The following is a 20,014-nucleotide window of genomic DNA, read 5'->3' on the forward strand; positions in this document are numbered from 1 at the left end:
GCCCGCTCACTACAACGATGTGTAGAGACTTATGCTCATCGCAGGCAAGCCAGCGCCCACATTTGATCGGCGGTGTGTCAGTACTCAACTGCCCTGCTCGAATCTCAGGTAGCCATTGGCATCTACACCGGTGTGCCTGAATCCGGCTTTTTCATACAGCCGCTTGGCGGGGTTGTCGGCGCGCACGCTCAGTGTCAAATGGGTGAAACCTGCTTGCCTCGCGTCGTCTTTATAAGCCTCCAGCAACGCCGCGCCTATGCCCTTGCAACGGTGTTGTGCAGTGACGCCGAGGGTACACAGCAGGGCGCTGGCGTCCTGCGGCATCCATAGGCAATAACCCGCAAAGTGCTCATCGACGGTGGCGATCACCAGGCGGTCGAAGTGGTCTATCCAACTGGCAAGGTGGCGCTCGGAGTGGCGCAGCCAGCCGTCTTCGTGGCTGGGCTCCCAGCGCTGGATATAGTCGCGTTCACCCCGATAAATCAACGGCAGGTCGGTGATGACTGCCTTGCGCAGTCGGTGAGTCGGTAACGGATGATCAGGATTGGTCACAGACGTCTTCCAGAGTTGAGACAGGCGGCCACTATGGCCGATCTACTTCTGATTCATCAACGACGACGCCACCAATAAATCCCGCGTATAGGCGTGCTGCGGCGCCTCGAACAACTGCTCGGTACTCCCCGCCTCCACCACCACGCCGTCCTTGACCACAATCAAGTCATGGGCCAGTGCGCGCACCACCGCCAGGTCGTGGCTGATAAACAGGTAGGTCAGGCCGTGTTCTTCCTGCAAGCGCCGCAACAGACTCACCACCTGCTTTTGCACGGTACGGTCCAGCGCCGAGGTGGGCTCGTCGAGCAGGATCAAGTCCGGCTTGATCACCAGTGCGCGGGCGATGGCAATGCGTTGGCGCTGGCCGCCGGAGAATTCGTGGGGGAAACGGTGGCGAGTGTCAGGGTCGAGGCCGACGTCGAGCAGCACGGCGATCACCTGGGCTTCGCGTGCGGCGGCGTCGAGGTCGGTGTGTACGCGCAGGCCTTCTTCGATGATTTGTTGCACGCTCATGCGCGGGCTGAGGCTGCCGAAGGGGTCCTGGAACACCACCTGCAGCTTGCGCCGCCAAGGGCGCAGGGCCTTGCCTTTGAGGGTGTCGAGGGCCTGGCCTTGAAAGCGGATGCGGCCCTGGGCGTCGATCAGCCGCAAAATCGCCTGGCCAAGGGTGGACTTGCCCGAGCCGGACTCGCCGACAATCCCCAGGGTCTTGCCGCGTTGCAGGCGCAGGTCGATGCCGTCCACGGCCTTGATCGGCGGTTTGCGGCGCAACAGGCCGCCCTGGGCGAACCAGACCCTGAGGTTGTCCACTTCCAGCAGGTTGTCAGCGGTTTCACGCGCCACCGCCCGCCCCTCTGGCTCGGCTTCGAGCAACTGCCGGCTGTAGGCGTGCTGCGGCGCGGCAAACAGGGCTTGGCAGTCGGCCTGTTCGACGATCTGGCCGGCGCGCATCACCGCCACGCGCTGGGCGATGCTGCGCACCACGTTAAGGTCGTGGCTGATCAACAGCAGCGCCATGCCCAGGCGTTGCTGCAGGTCTTTGAGCAGCGCAAGAATGCGCCGCTGCACGGTCACGTCCAGGGCCGTGGTGGGCTCGTCGGCGATCAACAGCAGCGGTTCGCAGGCCAGGGCCATGGCGATCATCACCCGCTGGCGCTGCCCGCCGGAGAGCTGATGCGGGTAAGCCGCAAGGCGCTGGCGCGGCTGTTGGATGCCCACCAGTTCCAGCAACTCCACCACGCGCTCACGCGCCGCCGCACCGCCCAGGCCCTTGTGCAGCAGCAGGGTTTCGCACAGTTGCCGTTCCACGCTGTACAGCGGGTTGAGCGAGGTCATCGGCTCTTGAAAGATCATCGCGATGCGATCACCGCGAATCTGCCGTAAACGCTCCGGCCGTGCACCGAGCAGCTCTTCGCCTTGGTAGCGAATGCTGCCACGGGTGCGCGTGGTGTGCGGCGCCAGCAATTGCAGGATCGAGTGGGCGGTCACCGATTTACCGGAGCCCGACTCGCCCACCAGCGCCAGGCACTCGCCGGCGTGAATATCCAGGTCGATGCCGCGCACCGCTTTGTGCCCGTCGAACGCCACTTTCAGGTTACGAATTTCAATCAACGCGTCAGTCACGGCACAGCTCGCTTATCAGGATCGGGGGTCGAAGGCGTCGCGGCAGGCTTCGCCGATAAACACCAACAGGGACAGGATCAACGCCAACGCAAAAAACGCGGTCAGCGCCAGCCACGGGGCTTGCAGGTTGTTTTTGCCTTGGCCGATCAATTCACCCAGGGACGCACTGCCCGTGGGCATGCCGAAGCCGAGAAAATCCAGGGCGGTGAGGGTCGAAATGGCCCCGGTCAAAATGAACGGCAAGTAGGTCAAGGTGGCGGTCAGCGCGTTGGGCAGAATGTGCCGCAACATCACCTGAACATCGCCCACGCCCAGGGCCCGCGCGGCCTTCACATACTCCAGGTTGCGCCCGCGCAGGAACTCGGCGCGCACCACATCCACCAGGGTCAGCCAGGAAAACAGCGCCATGATCCCCAGCAGCCACCAGAAACTCGGTTCGACAAACCCGGACAAGATGATCAGCAAATACAAGACCGGCAGCCCCGACCAGATCTCGATCAGGCGCTGCCCCAACAGGTCGACCCAGCCAGCGTAATAACCTTGCAGGGCACCGGCGGCGACCCCGACCAAGGTGCTCACCACGGTCAGCGCCAAGGCAAACAACAGCGACACCCGCGTACCGAAAATCACCCGCGCCAACACATCCCGCGCCTGGTCATCGGTGCCCAGCCAGTTGCTCGCACTGGGCGGCGCCGGTGAGGGGGCCGTGAGGTCGTAGTTGACCGTGTCGTAACTGAACGGAATGGGCGCAAACAGCATCCAGCCGCCCTGCCCTTCAATCAGTTCATGCACGTAAGGGTCACGGTAATCCGGCTGAAACGGCAGCGTGCCGCCAAAATCCTGCTCGGTGTAGCGCTCGAAGGCCGGGAAATACAGTGAGCCCTGGTACGCCATCACCAGCGGCTTGTCGTTGGCCAGCAGTTCGGCACCCAGGCACACGGCAAACAGCGCCAGAAACATCCACAGCGACCACCAGCCGCGGCGATTACGCTTGAAGTGCAGCCAGCGGCGACGGGTGATCGGAGAAAAAACCGGCATCAATGCGACCTCGCGGAAAAATCCAGCCGGGGGTCCAGCAGGCGGTAGCACAGGTCGCCCAGCAACTTGATGACCAACCCGACCACGGTGAAGATAAACAGCGTGCCGAACACCACGGGATAGTCCCGTGCCACCGCCGCTTCGTAACTCAGGCGACCGAGGCCGTCGAGGGAGAAAATCACTTCAATCAGCAATGAGCCGCCGAACAACATCGCGGTGAGCGCCTGGGGCAGGCCAACCACGATCAGCAGCATGGCGTTGCGAAACACGTGTTTGTACAGCACCTGTTTTTCGCTGAAGCCCTTGGCCCGCGCGGTCACTACGTACTGGCGGCTGATCTCGTCGAGGAAGCTGTTTTTGGTGAGGATGGTCAGCGTGGCAAAACCGCCGATCACCAGCGCCGACACCGGCAAAACAAGGTGCCAGAAGTAGTCCACCACCTTGCCGGCCCACGACAGGCTGGCAAAGTTCTCCGAGACCAGGCCGCGCACCGGAAACCAGTTCAACAGGCTGCCGCCGCCGAACACCACGATCAGCAACAAGGCGAACAAAAACGCCGGCATGGCGTGGCCAATGATGACCGCCGCACTGCTCCACACATCGAAGCGGCTGCCATGGCGTACAGCCTTGCGGATGCCCAGCGGAATAGACACCAGGTAACTGATCAACGTGGCCCAGAAGCCCAGGGACAAGGTCACCGGCAATTTTTGCAGGATCAGGTCGGTGACCTTGGCGCCGCGAAAAAAGCTGTCGCCAAAATCCAGCCGCGCGTAGCTGCTGAGCATCAACCACAGGCGCGCGCCGAGGGGCTTGTCGAAGCCGTATTGGCGCTCGATATCGGCCACCAGCGCCGGGTCCAGGCCACGGGTGATGCGCGATTCATTGCTGCCGGTTTCCACGCGCGTACCAGCCACCGACGCCTGGGTGCCGATGCCTTGCAGGCGCGCGATGGCTTGCTCCACCGGGCCACCGGGCGCGGCTTGCACGATGAAAAAGTTGACCAGCAAAATGCACAGTAACGTCGGCACGATCAGCAACACACGGCGCGCGCTATAGGCCAGCATGTTGGGAAACCTCCGTCAGTTGGCGCATTTGCGCAGTGGTCAGCGGCGTCGGGCTCACTTCCCACCAAGTGTCGATGCCCACGTCATTAAGCGGCGCCGTGTCTGGCCGACCAAAACGGTTCCACCACAGCGAGGACGAGCCCGGCGGGTAATAGTTGGGAATCCAGTAGAAGCCCCACTGCAACACGCGGTCGAGGGCATGGGCGTAGCGCACCATGGTCGGACGGTCGTTGGCGCGGACCAGACCATCGATCAAGGCGTCTACGGCCGGGTTGCGCAGCGCCATGTAGTTGTTGGAGCCAGGGTCGTCGGCACTCTCGGAACCGAAGTAGTTAGTCAGCTCGCGGCCCGGCGACGGGCTGACCGGGTAGCCGTTGACGATCATGTCGTAGTCCCGTGCGCGCACGCGGTTGGCGTATTGGGCCGAGTCGATCATGCGGATCGTGAAGCCGATGCCGATCTGCGCCAGGTTGCGTTTGTACGGCAGCAGCAAACGCTCGAAGCCTTTCTGGGCATTCAGGAAGGTGAACTGCAACGGCGTGCCCTCGGCGTTAACCAACTGGTCGCCGCGCGGCGTCCAGCCAGCCTCGGCCAGCAACTTCAAGGCTTGCGCCTGCTGCGGCCGGATGCGCCCACTGCCATCGGTGTGCGGCGGCTGGTAGACCTGGGTGAACACCTCATCCGGCACGTGCCCGCGCCAGGGCTCCAGAATCGCCAGCTCCTGGGCATCCGGCAGTTGGGTGGCGGCCAACGCGCTGCGGGAAAAGAAACTGCGCTGGCGCAGGTACAGGCTGTGCATCATCTGCCGGTTGCTCCAGTCGAAATCCCACAACAGGCTCAGCGCCTCGCGTACGCGACGGTCCTGGAACTGCGGTTTTTGCAGGTTGAACACAAAACCCTGAGTGCCTTGCACAGCATTCGGCGCCAGCTGTTCACGCTGCAGACGGCCGTCGCGCAACGCCTCGCCGTCGTAGCCCACTGAATAACTGGTGGCGGAAAATTCGCGATTGAAATCATAACCCTGGGCTTGCAGGATCTGGCGCGACACGTCGCCGTCGGCAAAAAATTCAAGCCGCAGGGTGTCGAAGTTGTACTGCCCCTGCGTCACCGGCAGGCCTTGCCCCCACCAGTCCTTGACCCGTTCGAAGGTGACGCTGCGGCCGTTGTCCACGCTGCTGATGCGGTACGGGCCACTGCCCACCGGCGGTTCAAAGCCGCCGCCGTTGGCGAAGTTGCGCCCCTGCCACCAATGTTCCGGCAGCACCGGCAGTGAAGCGAGGTCCAGGGGCAAGGTGCGGTTGTCGGCGCTTTTGAAGGTGAAGCGCACCTGGGTCGGCGACTCCACCAGCACGTGGTCCACATCGGCAAAACTTTGGCGATACGCCAGGCTGCCTTCGGTGGTGAACAGCTTGAAGGTGTAGGCCACGTCCTGTGCGGTGATGGGCGTGCCATCGGCAAAACGCGCCTTGGGGTTGAGGTAGAAACGCAACCATGAATGGTCGTCCGCCAGCTCCATGCGCTGGGCGACCAGCCCGTACACGGTGTACGGCTCATCCTGCGAACGGTACGCCAACGGGCTGTAGAGCCAGCCCTGGATCTGGGTGATGCCGGTGCCTTTGTCGACATACGGGATCAGGTGATCAAACGCCCCGCCCTCCATGGACGAACGCCGAAAGCTGCCGCCCTTGGGCGCGTTCGGGTTGACGTAGTCCAGGTGTTTGAAGCTGGCCGGGTACTTGGGCGCTTCGCCGTATACGGTCAAGGCGTGCGTCGGTTGAGCGAGCAGTGACGGGGCCCAGAGGCCCGTCAGCAGTGCCCACACCATGAAGCGAAACAGGGTCACAAACTCAACTCCTTTTTCCGAAAACACTGAAGATCTACTGTGGGAGCTGGCTTGCCTGCGATAGCGGTACATCCGCGAGCAAATAGTTGACTGACACGCCCTCATCGCAGGCAAGCCAGCTCCCACACGGGTCCTGTTCCACGCTTAAAAGTTGTAGGAAACCCGGCTGTACAGCGTCCGCCCGAACGGGTCGGAATAGCGCGGGTCGTAGCCACTCTGGAACGTCGAGGTCTGGTTGCTGAACGGTGGCTCGCGGTCGAACAGGTTCTGCACGCCCACCGTGACCTGCGCGGTATCGCGCCAGGTGTAAGTGCCCGCCAGGTCCCACACGCTCCAGGCGCTGACCTTGTCGTGGTAGGCGCGGTTGTAGTCGTTATAACCACTGGTGTAACGGTTGGTCAGCGAGGCGCCGAGCGGGCCTTTGCTCCAGTTGCCGGTCAGGCTGTGGCGCCAGCGGGCCACAGCACCGGCCGAGGCGAAGTCACCGCCGCGATAGTCGCCGGCCTTGTCAATGAACGGGCCCTTGAGCTGCTGCTGGTACTTGTAGGTGTTGACGTAAGTGCCTTGCAGGTTGGCGCCAAACTGGCCCAGTCGGGTTTCGGGAAACCGGTAGTCGGCGCTGACGTCCACACCGTTGGTCTTGACTTTGCCCAGGTTGGCCAGGCCGGTGATGATGTGGTCGATCGAGCCATCCGGCTTGCGCACGATGCGCTCGGGGTACAGGTCCGGTTGTTCGAACACTGCCGACTCGGGGAACTCGGCGATCTGGTTGGCGATCTTGATCCACCAGAAATCCAGGCCCAGGGACAGGTCGTGCACGGGTTGGTAGACAAAGCCCAAGGTCACGTTGCGCGCCGTCTCGGGGCTCAGGTCCTGGTTGCCGCCCGTGCGGCTGAAGAACTGCTGGGCGCAATCGCGGTTGGCCAGGCCGCCGTTGCTCGGCGAGCCACCGGCGCACAGGCGTGGGTCGTTGTAGTTGGCGACGGTGAAACCGGTGCTGGCCGGGTTGTACAGCTCATACAACGAAGGCGCCCGGAACCCTTCGCTGTAGGCGCCCCGCACCACCAGTTCGCGGAACGGCTGGAAGCGGAACGAGTACTTGGGGTTGGTGGTGTCGCCAAAATCGCTGTACTTGTCGTGACGCACCGCCGCCGACAGTTCGAGGCTGTCGAGCACCGGGACATTGACCTCGGCGTATTGCGCCGACACCGTGCGGTCGCCCGCCACGCTGGCGGCCGGGTCGATGCCCAGGCTTTGCACATTGGCGGCAAAGTCTTCGAAATCCTGGTGGAAGTCTTCCTTGCGGTATTCGCCCCCCAGCGCCAGCGCCGACGGACCCGCGCCGAACCAGTCACCGATATCGCGGCTGATGCGCCCATCCAGGCTTTTGACTCGGCCGATGGCGGTGCCGTACTCGCCGTCTACCGCGTTGGCGCCAAGCAGCGCGCTGCCGGCCGCCGACTGCGGACCGAACGGGTTGATCACGCCGGTATTGATGCCCGTGGTCACCGCGCGGTCGTCCACATAACCGCTGAGGATCGAGTTGGTGACTTTGTTCTGGTTGTAGGCTGCGCCGACGTTGTAATCCCAACCCGCCAGCGTGCCTTCGAAGGTCAGCAGCAGGCGCTGGCTGACGTTGTCGTCTTCATGCTTGCGCGGCCCCACTTCACTTTCGCGCCAGTTCGCATCGACCGGTTGGGTCGGGTCCAGTGCAAACGTGGTCGGCGCCGGCGTGATGCCGTTGCCGGGAAAATACGGCGTGCCGGGTTGCACTTGCAGGCCTTGCAGCAAGCCCGGGCCGATCTGGGTGCGGTTGAGGTTGCGGGCCCAGAAGTATTCGAGGCTGGCGGTGTGGTCGTCGGCCAGTTTGGCGCTGGCTTTGCCGAAGAACGAGGTTTTTTCGGTCTCGGGCACCAGGTCCAGGTAGCTCCACAACGACTGCCGGCAAATGCCGCTGCGCGAGATCAAGCCCGGCGCATTACAGCCGGACGCGGCCAGCGGGTTAGTCGCATTCGAGCCCTGGCTGTAGTTGGCCGGCGAGGTAATGCCCGAGGAATAATCGAGGCCGCGGCCCGGCTGGTAGTTGTAGGTGAAATCACGATCCTTGGCTTTGAGGCTTTGCTGCTTGTCGTGGCTGACCACACCGAAGACATTGAAGCGGCCGTCTTCAAGGTCGCCAAAACCCCAGCTGCCGCTGAAATTATCGGTCTCGCCGCCGCCGGCGCGCGTTGGCGTGCTGCCGCCCACGGTCAGTTGGCCGTCGGTCACGCTTTTTTTGGTGATGAAGTTGATCACCCCGCCGATGGCGTCCGTGCCGTACAGCGCCGAGGCGCCGTCGCGCAGCACTTCCACACGGTCGATGGCCGCAAACGGGATGGTATTGAGGTCGACGCCCGAGCCGTTGATGGCATTGGTCGCGTTGTTGCTAAGACGCCGGCCGTTGAGCAGCACCAGGGTTTTATTCGGGCCAATGCCGCGTAAATCCGCATACGCTGCGCCGCCGCTGCTGGAGCCCACCGAACGCCCGGAGCCCACCGAGGATTGGTTGGCGGCGATGCGGCTGACCAATTGCTCGGTGGTGGTGACGCCCTGTTTTTTCAGCTCTTCGGTGCGCAGGATGGTGACCGGCACCGCTGTTTCCGCATCGACCCGGCGGATGGCGCTGCCGGTGACTTCAATGCGCTGCAGTTGCGGGATCACCGAGGGGCTTTCAACGGCCTCGGCGTCGGCGGCCAAGGCGTTGCCGGTGGCCACCGTGGCGGCGAGTGTGAGTAAAAAACCGATGTGTTTTGAATCAAGCATGGCGTCGAGGGCTCCCTGTCCGTTATGGGGTATGCAGGGTTGTGCGTCGACGCCAGGGTTTTTATAGAGCACCGGTTAGACCGTTAACGCATGTGCTTATGCGCTACTTGCCGAAGTGGTAACTCACGTCCAGCCAGACCTGGCGACCATAGGGGTCGTAGTTGCCGCTGGGGTAATACGGCCAGCCGGCGGAGTCGTCGTGCTTGACCTGATTGAGCAGGTTGTTGACGGTCAGGCCGACACTCGCCTGCTCGTTCACCTGGTAACGGGCGCTGGCGTTGAAGGTGGTCCACGGCGACAGGCGCCCGTCGCCGGCACCATTGGTGACGCTGCCGTAGCGAATGCCGGTGAGCGTGGTGGTGAGGTGCTGGTAGTCCCAGGTCAGGCTCGCGTTGACCTTGCTGCGCCAGTCGTGATTGTCGGTGCTGGAGCGCAGGTTCTGGGTTTGCGCATCGTCCGATTCCTTGAGGTAGTGGGACAGCACCAGGCTATAGCCAATCGCCGAGTTGAACGCGCCGTACTGGCCTGCGCCCCAGCGAATATTGCTCTTGAGGTCCAGGCCGCTGACTCGCTCGCTGGCGGCGTTGATCGCGTTGACCTGCACCCGTTGCAGCACGTTCGGGTCCACCGCCGCCGTGCTGGCATTGCGCTGGATGCGTGCCAGGACGTCGGCGCAGGTGGTTGCGTCGAGCTGGCCGTTGCGGCATTGGTTTTCCTGTTGCAGCAAGCGGTTAATGTCGACGGTGGTCAGCAGGTCCTTGATCTCGACGCGCCAGAAGTCGGCGGAGAAATCAAATTGATGCGAGGGCGACCAGACAAACCCGTATGTCCAGGACTTGCCGCGCTCGGAGGCGAGGTCCGAATTACCGGTCTGCGTGTAATCCACGCGCCCTCGGTCACACGCGCCTTCGACGCCCTTGGTGCAACCGTAATAATCGATCTGGTCAGGCGTATAGCCATTGGTGGCAGCCTGGTAGAGGTAGTTGAGGTCCGGCGCGCGAAAACTGGTGCCGTAGCTGCCGCGAAACAACAGGCTGGTGACCGGGCGCCATTCGAGGCCCAGGTTGTAGGTTTTCTGTTGCTCGGTACGGCCACTGAATTTGTATTGGTCCCAACGCCCGGCCGCCGACGCGAGCACGGTATCGGTGACCGGAATGCTCAATTCGCCGCCCGCGGCGTAGCGGTCACGCGAGCCGCCTGAATTGGAGGCGGGCGTGGTGTTGTAAAAGGTCCCGTCGTTGAGTTGGTCGTCGACGTTGACACGATAGGACTGGCGCCCCACTTCGGTCACACCGGCAAAACCGACCGGCCCGGCCGGCAGTTCAAACAGGTCGCCGTTGATATTGGCGCTGAAGGTTTGCGAAACCGACTTGCTCTTCTGCACCAGGTTGCCGCGAAACTGATCCCACTGCTCCGGGGTCAGCGGCTGGTCGAGCCGCGAAGGGTCTGGAGCGAAGACCGGATGACCGTCCTGCGTGCCCAGCTGCGGCCCGAGAAAGTAATCGCGGATGCCGCTTAACGGCGTGTAGCGGGTGGTGCGGTCGCTGGTGTACTCGGAGCGGTTCGCCGCAAGCTGATACCCCCAATCGCTGTTGGTGAATTTGTCTTCCAGGCCCAGGGTGCCGGTCCAGGACACCTCGCGCCATTTGCTGTTGTTGCTGGTCTTGCCGCCGATCTCCTCGCTGGCAAAGTTGCGCGACCAGCGCTCCAGGTTGCCGGTGTTCTGGTTGATAAAGTCCGGCGAGGTGAAGCTTGGGCCGCGCGTGTTGTTCTGCGTGTGATCAAAGCCGAACATCAGGTCGGCAAACACCTTGCCGGTGTCACTGAAATGCCAGGTGCCACGGGTGTAGCCGTCGTAGTTTTCCTTCTGCGCCTGCAAGGTCCAGTAATCGTTGTAGTACTGGTTGGTGGTGCAGCGGTTTGCGCCACCGCCGAGCTTGCCGTTATAGATACCGCCGTACGCAGCGCAGCCGGGGCCGAGATACGCACCGCTGTCGAGGTTGCGGCGGTAGCCCACATCCTTGGCCGGGCCGTCACTCATGAAACCGCGCTGGTTGCCCCAGATCGGTTGGCGGTTGGTCAGTTCAAGGCCGAACACACCGTCGAAATCGCCCCAAGTGTCGCCGCCGCTGATCTGCAAGCGTTGGTTATCGCCGCCGCCGCGCTGGGTTTCGCCACCGCGCAGGTTGACGTCCACGCCACTGATTTTGTCTTTGAGGATGATGTTGACCACCCCGGCAATCGCGTCCGAACCATACACCGCCGAGGCGCCGCTGCTGAGGATTTCGATACGCTCGATCATCACTGCCGGGATGTTGGCAAGGTTGGTGAAGTTGACCGCGCCGTCGTACGCAGTGGGGTAGTCGGCCACCCGCCGGCCGTTGATCAGCACCAGCGTGTGGTTGGGCCCCAGCCCACGCAGGTTGAGGGCGCTGGCGGCCGGCTGGAACGTGTTACCGAAGTCTTCGCCCTGGGTCATGCCGGTGTTCTGGGTTTGCGAGGCGATGGCGTCGTAGACGTTCTTGTAGCCACGGCTGGTGATCTCTTCGCCGCTGATCACCGTGACCGGCGACGGCCCTTCGACTTGAGCACGGGCGATGCGCGAGCCGGTGACCACGACTTTTTCCAGGGCCACATCGCCCGGTACTTTCGCGGCGGTGGGTGCGGCCTTGATTGCAGCGGCAGGCGCCTTGGCGGCCCGGCGCAGGGTCCAACCGCCGTCGCCACTGGGTACGGCGTCGAGGGACGAACCGCGCAGCGCCTGCTGCAGCGCTTGCTCGGTGGTGAGGTTGCCCCGCACCGGCGCGCTGGTCAGGCCTTGCACCAGGTCTTGCTGAAAGGAAATGATCTGCCCGCTGCTGCGCGACAGGTTCAGCAACGCCTGGTCGAGGGGACCGCTGGCGATATCAAAATCGAAGGTCCGGCTGCTCGACACGGCCGACTGCGGCTGCGCCAGGGCCGGGGTGCCATGGGCGGCCAGGGTCAGGCCGATGGCTAAAGACAGCGCCGCCAGCGATACGCGACTGAGGTGTTTGAGTTGCATCGTTTTAGCTTCCCATCATTGATATGCCGTTGATGGGTTGAACAACAGAACACAGGTTTTTATAGGTGGCCGTTAGGCCAAAAAAGCATGGGTTTATAACGGCCTGCAAGCATACGCGCAGGCAGTTACACCCTTGCCTGTACTGGGTTGTGCAACACCGGCGGGATTTTTATAGGGCGGGGACGATTATTTTTACCGGCGCTCGATACTGACCCAATAGGGGCTGTGATAATCGACCTGCACCGGCAAGGATTTGGCCAGCAATTGCAGGGCGCGGCCGGTGTCATCCAGCGGGAAAATCCCGCTCAGCCTGAGGCTGGCCGCGTCAGGGCTCACGCGGATGATGCCGCGCCGGTAGTCACGCAGCGCCTCCACCACTTCACCCAATGAACGGTCGCGCACTTCCAGCAGCCCTTGGGTCCAGGAGGATTCGCCACCGCTGGCGGCTTCCAGTTTGAGGATGCCGTGGGCGTTGAACGTGGCTTTCTGGCCTGCCGTGATCACCTGCACGGCGCCGTCGCGCGTGGTGATTTCCACTTGGGAATGCAGCATGGTGATCTGGGTGTGATCCTCGCCTTGCTGCACCAGGAAACGCGTGCCCAGGGCGCGCATGCGGCCGTGCTCGGTCTCGACAATAAACGGCCGCTGGCTGTCTTTGAAAACATCGACCCAAAGCTTGCCATCGAGCAACTGCAGCAACCGCTGCCGGGGATCGAAATGCGTCACCACCTTGCTGCGCGCGTCCAGGGTCAAGGCGCTGCCGTCTTCCAGCGTCAGGTTCAGTCGCTCGCCGGTGCCGGTGCGCAGAGCTCCCAGCGGCAGCCCGGTGCCGGACAGCCGCGTGATGATATTGCCTACCGAAACAACGCCGACCAACGCCAGGGTATTGCGCAAAAAGCGACGCCGGCCCGAGGGCGCGTTGAGCGTATGCAGCAGGCTCTCGCGGGGCATGCGGCGCAACTCATCATTGCCCAATACCGCCAAGCCGCCACTCATCATCGTGAAGATCTCGGCACGCCGTGGGTCGCCCTCGCGCCAGCGGCGAAACGCGTGGTGCTCCTGTGCGCTGGCATGCCCGGATTGAAGCAACGCCATCCACTGCGCCGCCTCATCAATGATCGCCTCATCTGGCGCGCCATGGCTCATGGTTGCGTCATCGCCAGGTAGCAGCGCTTGAACGCATCGGCCATGTACTGCTGAACCCGGCTGACCGAGACTTGCAGCCGCTCGGCAATCTGCACGTAGGTCAGGCCGTCCAACTGGTGGTACAAAAACGCCGCCTTGGCCTTGGCTGACAAACCGTCGAGCAAGCGATCGACTTCCAGCAGTGTTTCGATCAGCAGCAGACGCTCCTCAGGCGAGGGATGCACCATCAACGGCGCCTGTGCCAGCGCCTCAAGGTAAGCGCGCTCCAGGTCCTGGCGCCGCCAGCCTTCATACATCAAGCGCCGCGCGATGGTGGTCAGCAACGCACGAGGCTCACGAATGGCTGCCGGGTCCGGCAATGCCAGCACACGCAAAAAGGTTTCCGAAGCGATGTCCTGAGCCCCATGCGGGCAACCCATGGCCCGGCCAACCCGGGTACACAGCCAGCTGTAGTCACTTTTGAACATTTGCCCAATCAGACCGAAATGTGGGTTCTGATTCACACCCATTGCATGCTCCATGCGAGTAACGGCCCTTCAGCCTGACGGTTGATGAACGATGGAACACCATCGCTCGAAGGGCGGACTTTGCATGAAGGCGGCATAGGTTAGGAAAGAATAAAAAATTGCAAAGGGCTTTGTAATTGGCATATGCAGGTGTGCCGCTGGCGGGCTCGGCATGGCTCAAAAATCTACAGAAGCAAAATCGGGGGTTCGCCGATTTTCATTGTTTTTTCTTGTGCTTTCCCCTCAACTAATGCCTTTCGTCTCTACGCGAGGATCCACCTTGGAACGCTATGAATCGCTGGTCATCGGCCTCGGCGCCATGGGTGCGGCCACGGTCTACCAACTGGCCAAGGCCGGTGTGAACGTGGCCGGTATCGACCGTCATCACCCGCCTCACACCTTTGGTTCAAGCCATGGCGACACGCGCATCACGCGGTTGTCGGTAGGTGAAGGCGCTCAATACGTGCCCATCGTGCGCAACTCCCACCGTATCTGGCGTGAGCTGGAAGCGTTGTCGGGGCAAGCGCTATTTGAACAGTCGGGGCTGCTGGTGCTGACCTCCAGCGACGACTTCGATCCTGACGATACAACCGACTTCACCCTGCGCACGATTGCCCTGGCGCAAACCTACGGCATCGAACACGAATTGCTCGACGCCGCGCAGATTCGCCAGCGCTTCCCCCAGTTTGCGCAGGTGGCGGACAACGCCATCGGCTACTACGAGCCCGGTGGCGGCTTTGTGCGCCCCGAGCGCTGCATTGACGTGCAGCTCACACTGGCCGAGCAACACGGCGCCACGCTGTACAAGGGCGAAACCGTGACCCACATCAGCTCGGACGAACAGGGCGTGACGGTGACCACCGACCGGCGCACGGTGCAGGCCGACAAGCTGGTGGTGAGTGCGGGCAATTGGGCGGGTGAATTGCTCGGGGCGCCGTTTGATCGGCTGCTCAGCGTTTACCGGCAACAACTGTTCTGGTTCGAGCTGGCGCCGGGCGCCGATCTGGTGGGCAGATCACCCACCTACATTCTCACCCATGGCCAGGATCAGACTCACTATGGCTTCCCCGCACAACCCGGCGAAGGCAGCTTGAAGCTGGCCACCGCGCAGTATCACACCACGTCCACGCCAGCAACGCTGGACCGCAGCATCTCGGCAGCGCAAGAACGCGAGATGTATGAGCAGCAGGTGCAAGGCCGTATCGCCGGGGTGACGGCCAAGGTGATCAAGTCGGCGGTCTGCGCCTACACCGTGACGCCGGACCACCATTTCATCATCGACGAACACCCATCGCTGCAGCACACCCTGGTGGTGTCGCCGTGCTCGGGGCATGGTTTCAAGCACTCGGCCGCGCTGGGTGAGGCGTTTGCGCAGTGGTGCATGCGCGGTTCGAGTGACCTGGACCTGTCATCGTTTTCGCTGAAGCGCTTCGAAGGTCAACACCTTCCCAACACTTAAGCAGCACAACGCAGCCCCTTTAGTGAGCGGGCTTGCCCGCTCACCACAAAAAGCCCGTTCATCACAACACGCCTGCCCGACACACAGCTCAACGCTGTTACCTAAACTCACTCACTTCGCAAACGCATATTCCCCGCCCTGCTCCACGGCTTTGCGATACGCCGGCCGTGCCTGGAAGCGTTGCACCCATGCCGCCAGATTCGGGTACGCGTGCAACTTGCCCTGCGCCCCGGCGATTTCGCCGATAAAGCTCATCTGGATGTCCGCGCCACTCAACTCGTCACCCACCAGGTACGGCGTGTCCGCCAGCACATCGTTCAGATACCCCAGGTAGTTGGCCAACTCCGATTCGATACGCGGGTGCAGCGGCGCGCCTGCGTCACCCAGGCGACCGACGTAGAGGTTGAGCATCAGTGGCAGCATCGCCGAACCTTCGGCGAAGTGCAGCCATTGCACGTACGTGTCGTAGGTGGCCGTCGCCGGGTCGGGTTGCAGGCGGCCCTGGCCGTGGCGGCGGATCAGGTAATCGATGATCGCGGCAGACTCGATCAGCACCAGCGAACCGTCTTCGATCACCGGCGATTTGCCCAGCGGGTTGATGGCCTTGAGTTCTGGCGGCGCAAGGTTGGTTTTCGGGTCGCGCTGGTAGCGCTTGATTTCGTACGGCAGCCCAAGCTCTTCGAGCAGCCACAGGATACGTTGCGAACGCGAGTTGTTGAGGTGGTGGACGGTGATCATAGAAGCTCCGCTGAACGAGGGTGGGTACACAGGTAAGAGACTACGCCGCCTCGGCGGAGTGCCATGGATTAATTCGCAACCATCGCCCACAACGACGCGCCGACGCCGGTGATGCTCTCCCCCGCAATCAACCCCGCGGCGGCGGTAATGGCGAAGCGTTGCGTGACACTCGGCCAGCGGCAGCTCACCAGCCACGTCAGCACTGCGCCGAGCGCCATCATCAGCGACACCGACGCCGGCAATACAAAGGCCAGGCCCAAGGCGGCGGCGCTGGGCAGGTAACGGGCACGGTGGGCGGACAAGGTGCTGTCGAGAACGCCCAACAGCAACCCGGCCGCCCCGGCGACCGCAATCGCCCAACGGATGCTCAGCGAAAGCGAATCGAGCCCGTGGCTCAGGGTTTGCGCGACGGCTTTCCAGGTGGCCACCGCTGGCGCCGGCCACTCTTCGGTGAGCAGCATCGACTGCGGGTCGGGAATCAGCGCCAGGTAGGCGAACACGCCGACGATGCTGCCGATGAAAATCCCCAGGACCTGGGCGATCACTTGTTTGCGCGGCGTGGCACCAATCGCCTTGCCGACCTTGAAATCGTTCATCAAGTCGGTGCACTGCCCGGCCGAGCCACCGGCGGTGTTGGCGCTCATCAGGTTGATCGGCACCTGCCCGGGCGCGACGATACCGAAGCTCAGTTGGGACAGTTGCCCGATGGCGCCGATCGGCGGAATCCCGGTGGCGCCCACCACGCGCGCGGCCACGGCGGCGAGGCAGATCGCCAGCGGAATGGTGAGCAAGGCCATCCACAGGTTGATGCCGAACAACCACGCCTGAAGGCTCACCACCAACACAATCGCCACGGCGAAGCCGGCGGCAGGCCCGGCTTTCGGGATCGCCCAGGGTGTACCGCCGGCGCTCTTGGTGGAGTTGTGCAATGCCCACAAACGAATCGCCAGCGAGGCCAGTGTCGAGCACACCATCAGGCTCACGCCCGGCCACAGCAACCACGCCACCAAGGCAGCAAACTGCGGGCCGCTGCTGTCGGCCGGCAGTGTCACCAGGTGTTGCGCCAGCAACCACGGGCCCAGCCCGCCCCAGGCAAGCAAGGCGCCCAGCAGCAGCGTCAGGCCGACGCGAATGCCGATGATGCCGCCAAACCCCACCAGCAACAGCGAAGGGTCGGCGGTAAAGGTCAGCCGCTCCAACTGGGCCGTCGGCGACCAGCGCGGGATGGCCCACAGGAAGGTGTCGACCCACTTGACCAGCGAGGACAACAACGCGGCGCCCAGCAGCACTTTCAAGCGTGTCGCGGCTTCGCGGCCATGGTTGTAAATGTGCAGCAGGGTTTCCAGGGTGGCCATGCCTTCGGGGAATTTCAGCGCCTCGTCATTGAGCAATGACGGCCGCAGGTACCAGGCGATCCAGATGCCGAGGAAGCTCACCGAAAACACCCAGGCGATCATCGGCAGGGCCTCCAGCTGGTTGCCGGTCAGCAGGGTGTAAGCCGGGATCGGCGCCACCAGCCCGCCGGAAATAATCGAGGCGGCGGCAGAGGCGACGGTCTGGTTGATATTGCTCTCGTGCAGCGTCCACGGCAGTCGCGCGGGGCTGCGTTTGGCCAGGCCCTGCCAGATCGCGTAGCCGACCAGCAAGGCAATGATCGACATGTTGAACGACCAGCCGATCTTCAACCCGGCGTACACATTGGAGGGCGTCAACAGGATGCCCAGCACGGTGCCGGTGATGACCGCGCGCAGGCTGAGTTCGCGTTCGACGGGGCCGTATTCGGGAGGCGTGGGTGAGGTGACAGGCATGCAGATTCCTTTCGGCAAGGGAACAGGGCGACTTAACAAGTGAGCCCTGTCCGAGCTGAAGGTTCATCTGCCTGCGCCTTACACCAACCGGAAGCGCGCGGTGTTGTCACTCAACGCGCGGCTGCCCTTGCTCAGGGTGTCCGCCGCCTGGTTCACCGCCCGCGCGCCGTCGAGCAAGCGCCCTGCGGCCTGGTCGACCTGCTGGATGTTGCCGCTGACTTCGTCGGCGGTGGCGGCCTGCTCTTCCACGGCGGCCGCGATCTGCGCCAAGGTGTCGGTGACGTTTTGCACAGCACCGGCGATCTCGCCCAGGCGTGTGCCCAAGCCGGTGACGGATTCGGCATCGGTCAGCGCCTGGTCGCACGCGGCGCCCATCAGGCTCACGGCCTGGCTGACGGTCGAGCGCAGGCTGTCGACGGTGCCGGCGATCTGCGCCGTCGAGGCCTGGGTGCGTTGCGACAGGCTGCGCACTTCATCGGCGACCACGGCAAAACCACGGCCCTGCTCGCCTGCGCGCGCGGCTTCGATGGCAGCGTTGAGCGCCAGCAGGTTGGTCTGCTCGGCGATGCCGCGAATGGTGTCGACCACCGACTGAATCTGCTGCCCTTGCTGGCTGACCTGTTCCAGCGCGTTGGCGGTGTCGGTCAGGCGCTGGTTGAGCTGCTGGATGCTGGCCGTGGTGCGCTGGCTGTCGCGACTGCTGTCTTCGGCGATGCGCCGGGTGTGCTGGGCGCTGCCCGAGGCCTGTTCGCAACTTTTGGCGACGCCCATCGAGGTGGCGGCCAGTTGCGTCGCGGCGGCGGCAATCTGGCTGATTTGCAGTTGCTGGTCTTCGACTTCAGTGAGGGTGCTGCCCGACTGCGAGTTCAGCGTGAGCACCGCCGAGCCGAGCTGCTGGGTTTCGTGATTGACGCCCAACAAGCTCGTGCGCAATTGCACCACTGCGACGTTCAGCGCAGTGCTGATGGCGGCGAGTTCATCGCGCCCTTCCACCGCCACTTCGACGCACAGGTTGCCGTCGCGCAACGACTCGGCAAGCGTGGTGATGCCACTGGCGCTGCGACGGATCGAGGCCTGCAGGCAGATGAACAGGTACAGCGCGGCCAGCGCCAGCAAGCTGAAGGTCGCCACCACCGGGATGAACTGCTTGAGCGAGCGATCGCGGTAGTAACCCAGGCGCTCGTCGAGTGATTTCAGCGACTGGCTGCGCAACGCGCCCAAGGCGCCGAGCACGCTGTCGACACTGCGGTCGAAGGCTGCCGTGTCCAGCTTGATGCTGCCGCCGAACACACCGTCGTCCAGCGCTTTCAACTCGCTGTCCAGCAACTGCAGGCTGTTGTCGTATTGCGTCGTCCACGGCTCCAGCCCGGCGTATTGCTTGGCTTTGAGCGAGCTGGCAGCCTTGACCAACTGGTCCCGCGCATCGCCGATGCGGCCGCGCAGGTCGCGCATCTGCAGGCGGCTCTGCAAGGTGAACTGCCCCGAGGCGATGGACGATTCGCCCACACTCGCCGTGCGGCCGATGCGCTCGATCAGGTCCGGCGTGTGCTGGGTGGACATCTGCATCAGCAGGTAGGTTTCCAGCCAGGGATCGAGGATCAACCCGGTGTCCAGGGTGATCTGTTCGCGCAAGGTTTGCATTGCCGTCAGAGCGGCCGTGAAGCGATCGTAGCCGTCCGGCCACCAGCCCACGGTACGCAACGACTGGGTGTCCATGCCCTTGACCGTCGCCTGCAACGCCTCGAACCGCGCCAGGGTATCGGCGCTGGCGTTCTGGGCCTTGAGCGCGTCGCCCAAGGCTTGCAGGCTTTGCGCAATGGCAGGGCTGCCGGCGTCGACCTTGTCCATCGCCGCTTGGGCGGCAGGCGTTGGGGTGTGCAGGATGTCCAGCGCTTTCCAGCGCGCGGCCATGTTGCGTTGCGCGGTCAGTTGGGTATCCAGCGTGTCCAGCGCCAGCAATTGGCGCACGCCGGACTGTTCGTTGGATATCACCGCGAGTTTGTCGCGATAGTCCTGGCCGATCATCCACAGGCTCCCCGCCAGGGGCAGCATGAACAGGAAAAACAGGATCTGGAATTTGCGCGCAAAACCGAAACGGCCGAGCAGGCGGATACCGGGTGATAAAAGACTGTGCATGGCCGACCACTCCCTAAAACAACCCACACCGTGCACGGCTGGGCGAAGCCTTGAAATGACTAACGGCAAAATGCCATGTCATTGATTAGCTTGGCTCTAGCAAGATACGGGCCGTTGGGAGTGGGCCGCGAAATAGGCGCTGCGGCGCTCAATAGGCAGCAGGGTGTGCGCGAAAATGGGGCAAAAACACCCAGTATTGAAGGCACCGCTGTAACCCTGCGCGCGCCGCTTTGAGAAAAAATATAACAACATGACT

Annotated in this window: 13 protein-coding genes; 1 reads left to right on the forward strand and 12 read right to left on the reverse strand. The window is 63.1% G+C overall.

Annotated elements, in window-relative coordinates:
- Nucleotides 1–84 precede the first annotated feature (84 nt).
- The 9 genes from WBB95_RS24545 to WBB95_RS24585 form a co-directional block, all read right to left on the reverse strand.
- The gene (locus tag WBB95_RS24545; protein ID WP_424489918.1) at nucleotides 85–552 is read right to left on the reverse strand and encodes an N-acetyltransferase family protein; all 468 of its coding nucleotides are present in this window, start codon (nucleotides 550–552) and stop codon (nucleotides 85–87) included.
- Nucleotides 553–594: 42 nt separating this feature from the next.
- Nucleotides 595–2,175, reverse strand: coding sequence for an ABC transporter ATP-binding protein (locus tag WBB95_RS24550; protein ID WP_424489919.1), 1,581 nt, complete (start codon nucleotides 2,173–2,175; stop codon nucleotides 595–597).
- 15 nt (nucleotides 2,176–2,190) lie between these two features.
- Nucleotides 2,191–3,213 carry an ABC transporter permease gene (locus tag WBB95_RS24555; protein ID WP_424489920.1) on the reverse strand — a complete coding sequence of 341 codons (1,023 nt, stop codon included), beginning with the start codon at nucleotides 3,211–3,213 and terminating at the stop codon, nucleotides 2,191–2,193.
- Nucleotides 3,213–4,277: a microcin C ABC transporter permease YejB gene (locus WBB95_RS24560; protein WP_424489921.1), complete on the reverse strand. Its 1,065-nt coding sequence runs from the start codon at nucleotides 4,275–4,277 to the stop codon at nucleotides 3,213–3,215. Before WBB95_RS24560 ends, WBB95_RS24555 begins: the two co-directional genes overlap by 1 nt.
- Nucleotides 4,264–6,102 carry an extracellular solute-binding protein gene (locus WBB95_RS24565; RefSeq protein ID WP_424489941.1) on the reverse strand — a complete coding sequence of 613 codons (1,839 nt, stop codon included), beginning with the start codon at nucleotides 6,100–6,102 and terminating at the stop codon, nucleotides 4,264–4,266. The genes WBB95_RS24560 and WBB95_RS24565 overlap by 14 nt, the downstream gene beginning before the upstream one ends.
- Before the next feature lie 162 nt (nucleotides 6,103–6,264).
- Nucleotides 6,265–8,922, reverse strand: a complete 2,658-nt coding sequence (locus tag WBB95_RS24570; RefSeq protein ID WP_424489922.1) for a TonB-dependent receptor — start codon at nucleotides 8,920–8,922, stop codon at nucleotides 6,265–6,267.
- 103 nt (nucleotides 8,923–9,025) lie between these two features.
- On the reverse strand, nucleotides 9,026–11,965 hold the full coding sequence (locus tag WBB95_RS24575; protein ID WP_424489923.1) for a TonB-dependent receptor: 2,940 nt from the start codon (nucleotides 11,963–11,965) through the stop codon (nucleotides 9,026–9,028).
- Nucleotides 11,966–12,157: 192 nt separating this feature from the next.
- Nucleotides 12,158–13,111 carry a FecR domain-containing protein gene (locus WBB95_RS24580; RefSeq protein ID WP_424489924.1) on the reverse strand — a complete coding sequence of 318 codons (954 nt, stop codon included), beginning with the start codon at nucleotides 13,109–13,111 and terminating at the stop codon, nucleotides 12,158–12,160.
- The gene (locus WBB95_RS24585) at nucleotides 13,108–13,620 is read right to left on the reverse strand and encodes a sigma-70 family RNA polymerase sigma factor (RefSeq protein ID WP_424489925.1); all 513 of its coding nucleotides are present in this window, start codon (nucleotides 13,618–13,620) and stop codon (nucleotides 13,108–13,110) included. Before WBB95_RS24585 ends, WBB95_RS24580 begins: the two co-directional genes overlap by 4 nt.
- 277 nt (nucleotides 13,621–13,897) lie before the next feature.
- Here WBB95_RS24585 and solA point away from each other — a divergent pair, with 277 nt between their 5' ends.
- The gene (gene solA / locus WBB95_RS24590) at nucleotides 13,898–15,076 is read left to right on the forward strand and encodes an N-methyl-L-tryptophan oxidase (protein WP_424489926.1); all 1,179 of its coding nucleotides are present in this window, start codon (nucleotides 13,898–13,900) and stop codon (nucleotides 15,074–15,076) included.
- A 111-nt stretch (nucleotides 15,077–15,187) separates the two neighbouring features.
- On the opposite strand, the gene WBB95_RS24595 is transcribed toward solA, so the two are convergent.
- The 3 genes from WBB95_RS24595 to WBB95_RS24605 all read right to left on the reverse strand — a co-directional run bounded on the left by WBB95_RS24595 (nucleotide 15,188) and on the right by WBB95_RS24605 (nucleotide 19,758).
- Nucleotides 15,188–15,814, reverse strand: coding sequence for a glutathione S-transferase family protein (locus WBB95_RS24595; protein WP_424489927.1), 627 nt, complete (start codon nucleotides 15,812–15,814; stop codon nucleotides 15,188–15,190).
- Nucleotides 15,815–15,882: 68 nt separating this feature from the next.
- Nucleotides 15,883–17,622 carry an OPT family oligopeptide transporter gene (locus WBB95_RS24600; RefSeq protein ID WP_424489928.1) on the reverse strand — a complete coding sequence of 580 codons (1,740 nt, stop codon included), beginning with the start codon at nucleotides 17,620–17,622 and terminating at the stop codon, nucleotides 15,883–15,885.
- A 78-nt stretch (nucleotides 17,623–17,700) separates the two neighbouring features.
- Entirely contained in the window at nucleotides 17,701–19,758 is a 2,058-nt protein-coding gene (locus tag WBB95_RS24605; RefSeq protein ID WP_424489929.1) for a methyl-accepting chemotaxis protein, read from the reverse strand.
- Between the last annotated feature and the right edge of the window lie 256 nt (nucleotides 19,759–20,014).

The sequence above is a fragment of the Pseudomonas sp. genome (assembly GCF_049645325.1).
In the GTDB taxonomy this organism is placed as follows: domain Bacteria; phylum Pseudomonadota; class Gammaproteobacteria; order Pseudomonadales; family Pseudomonadaceae; genus Aquipseudomonas.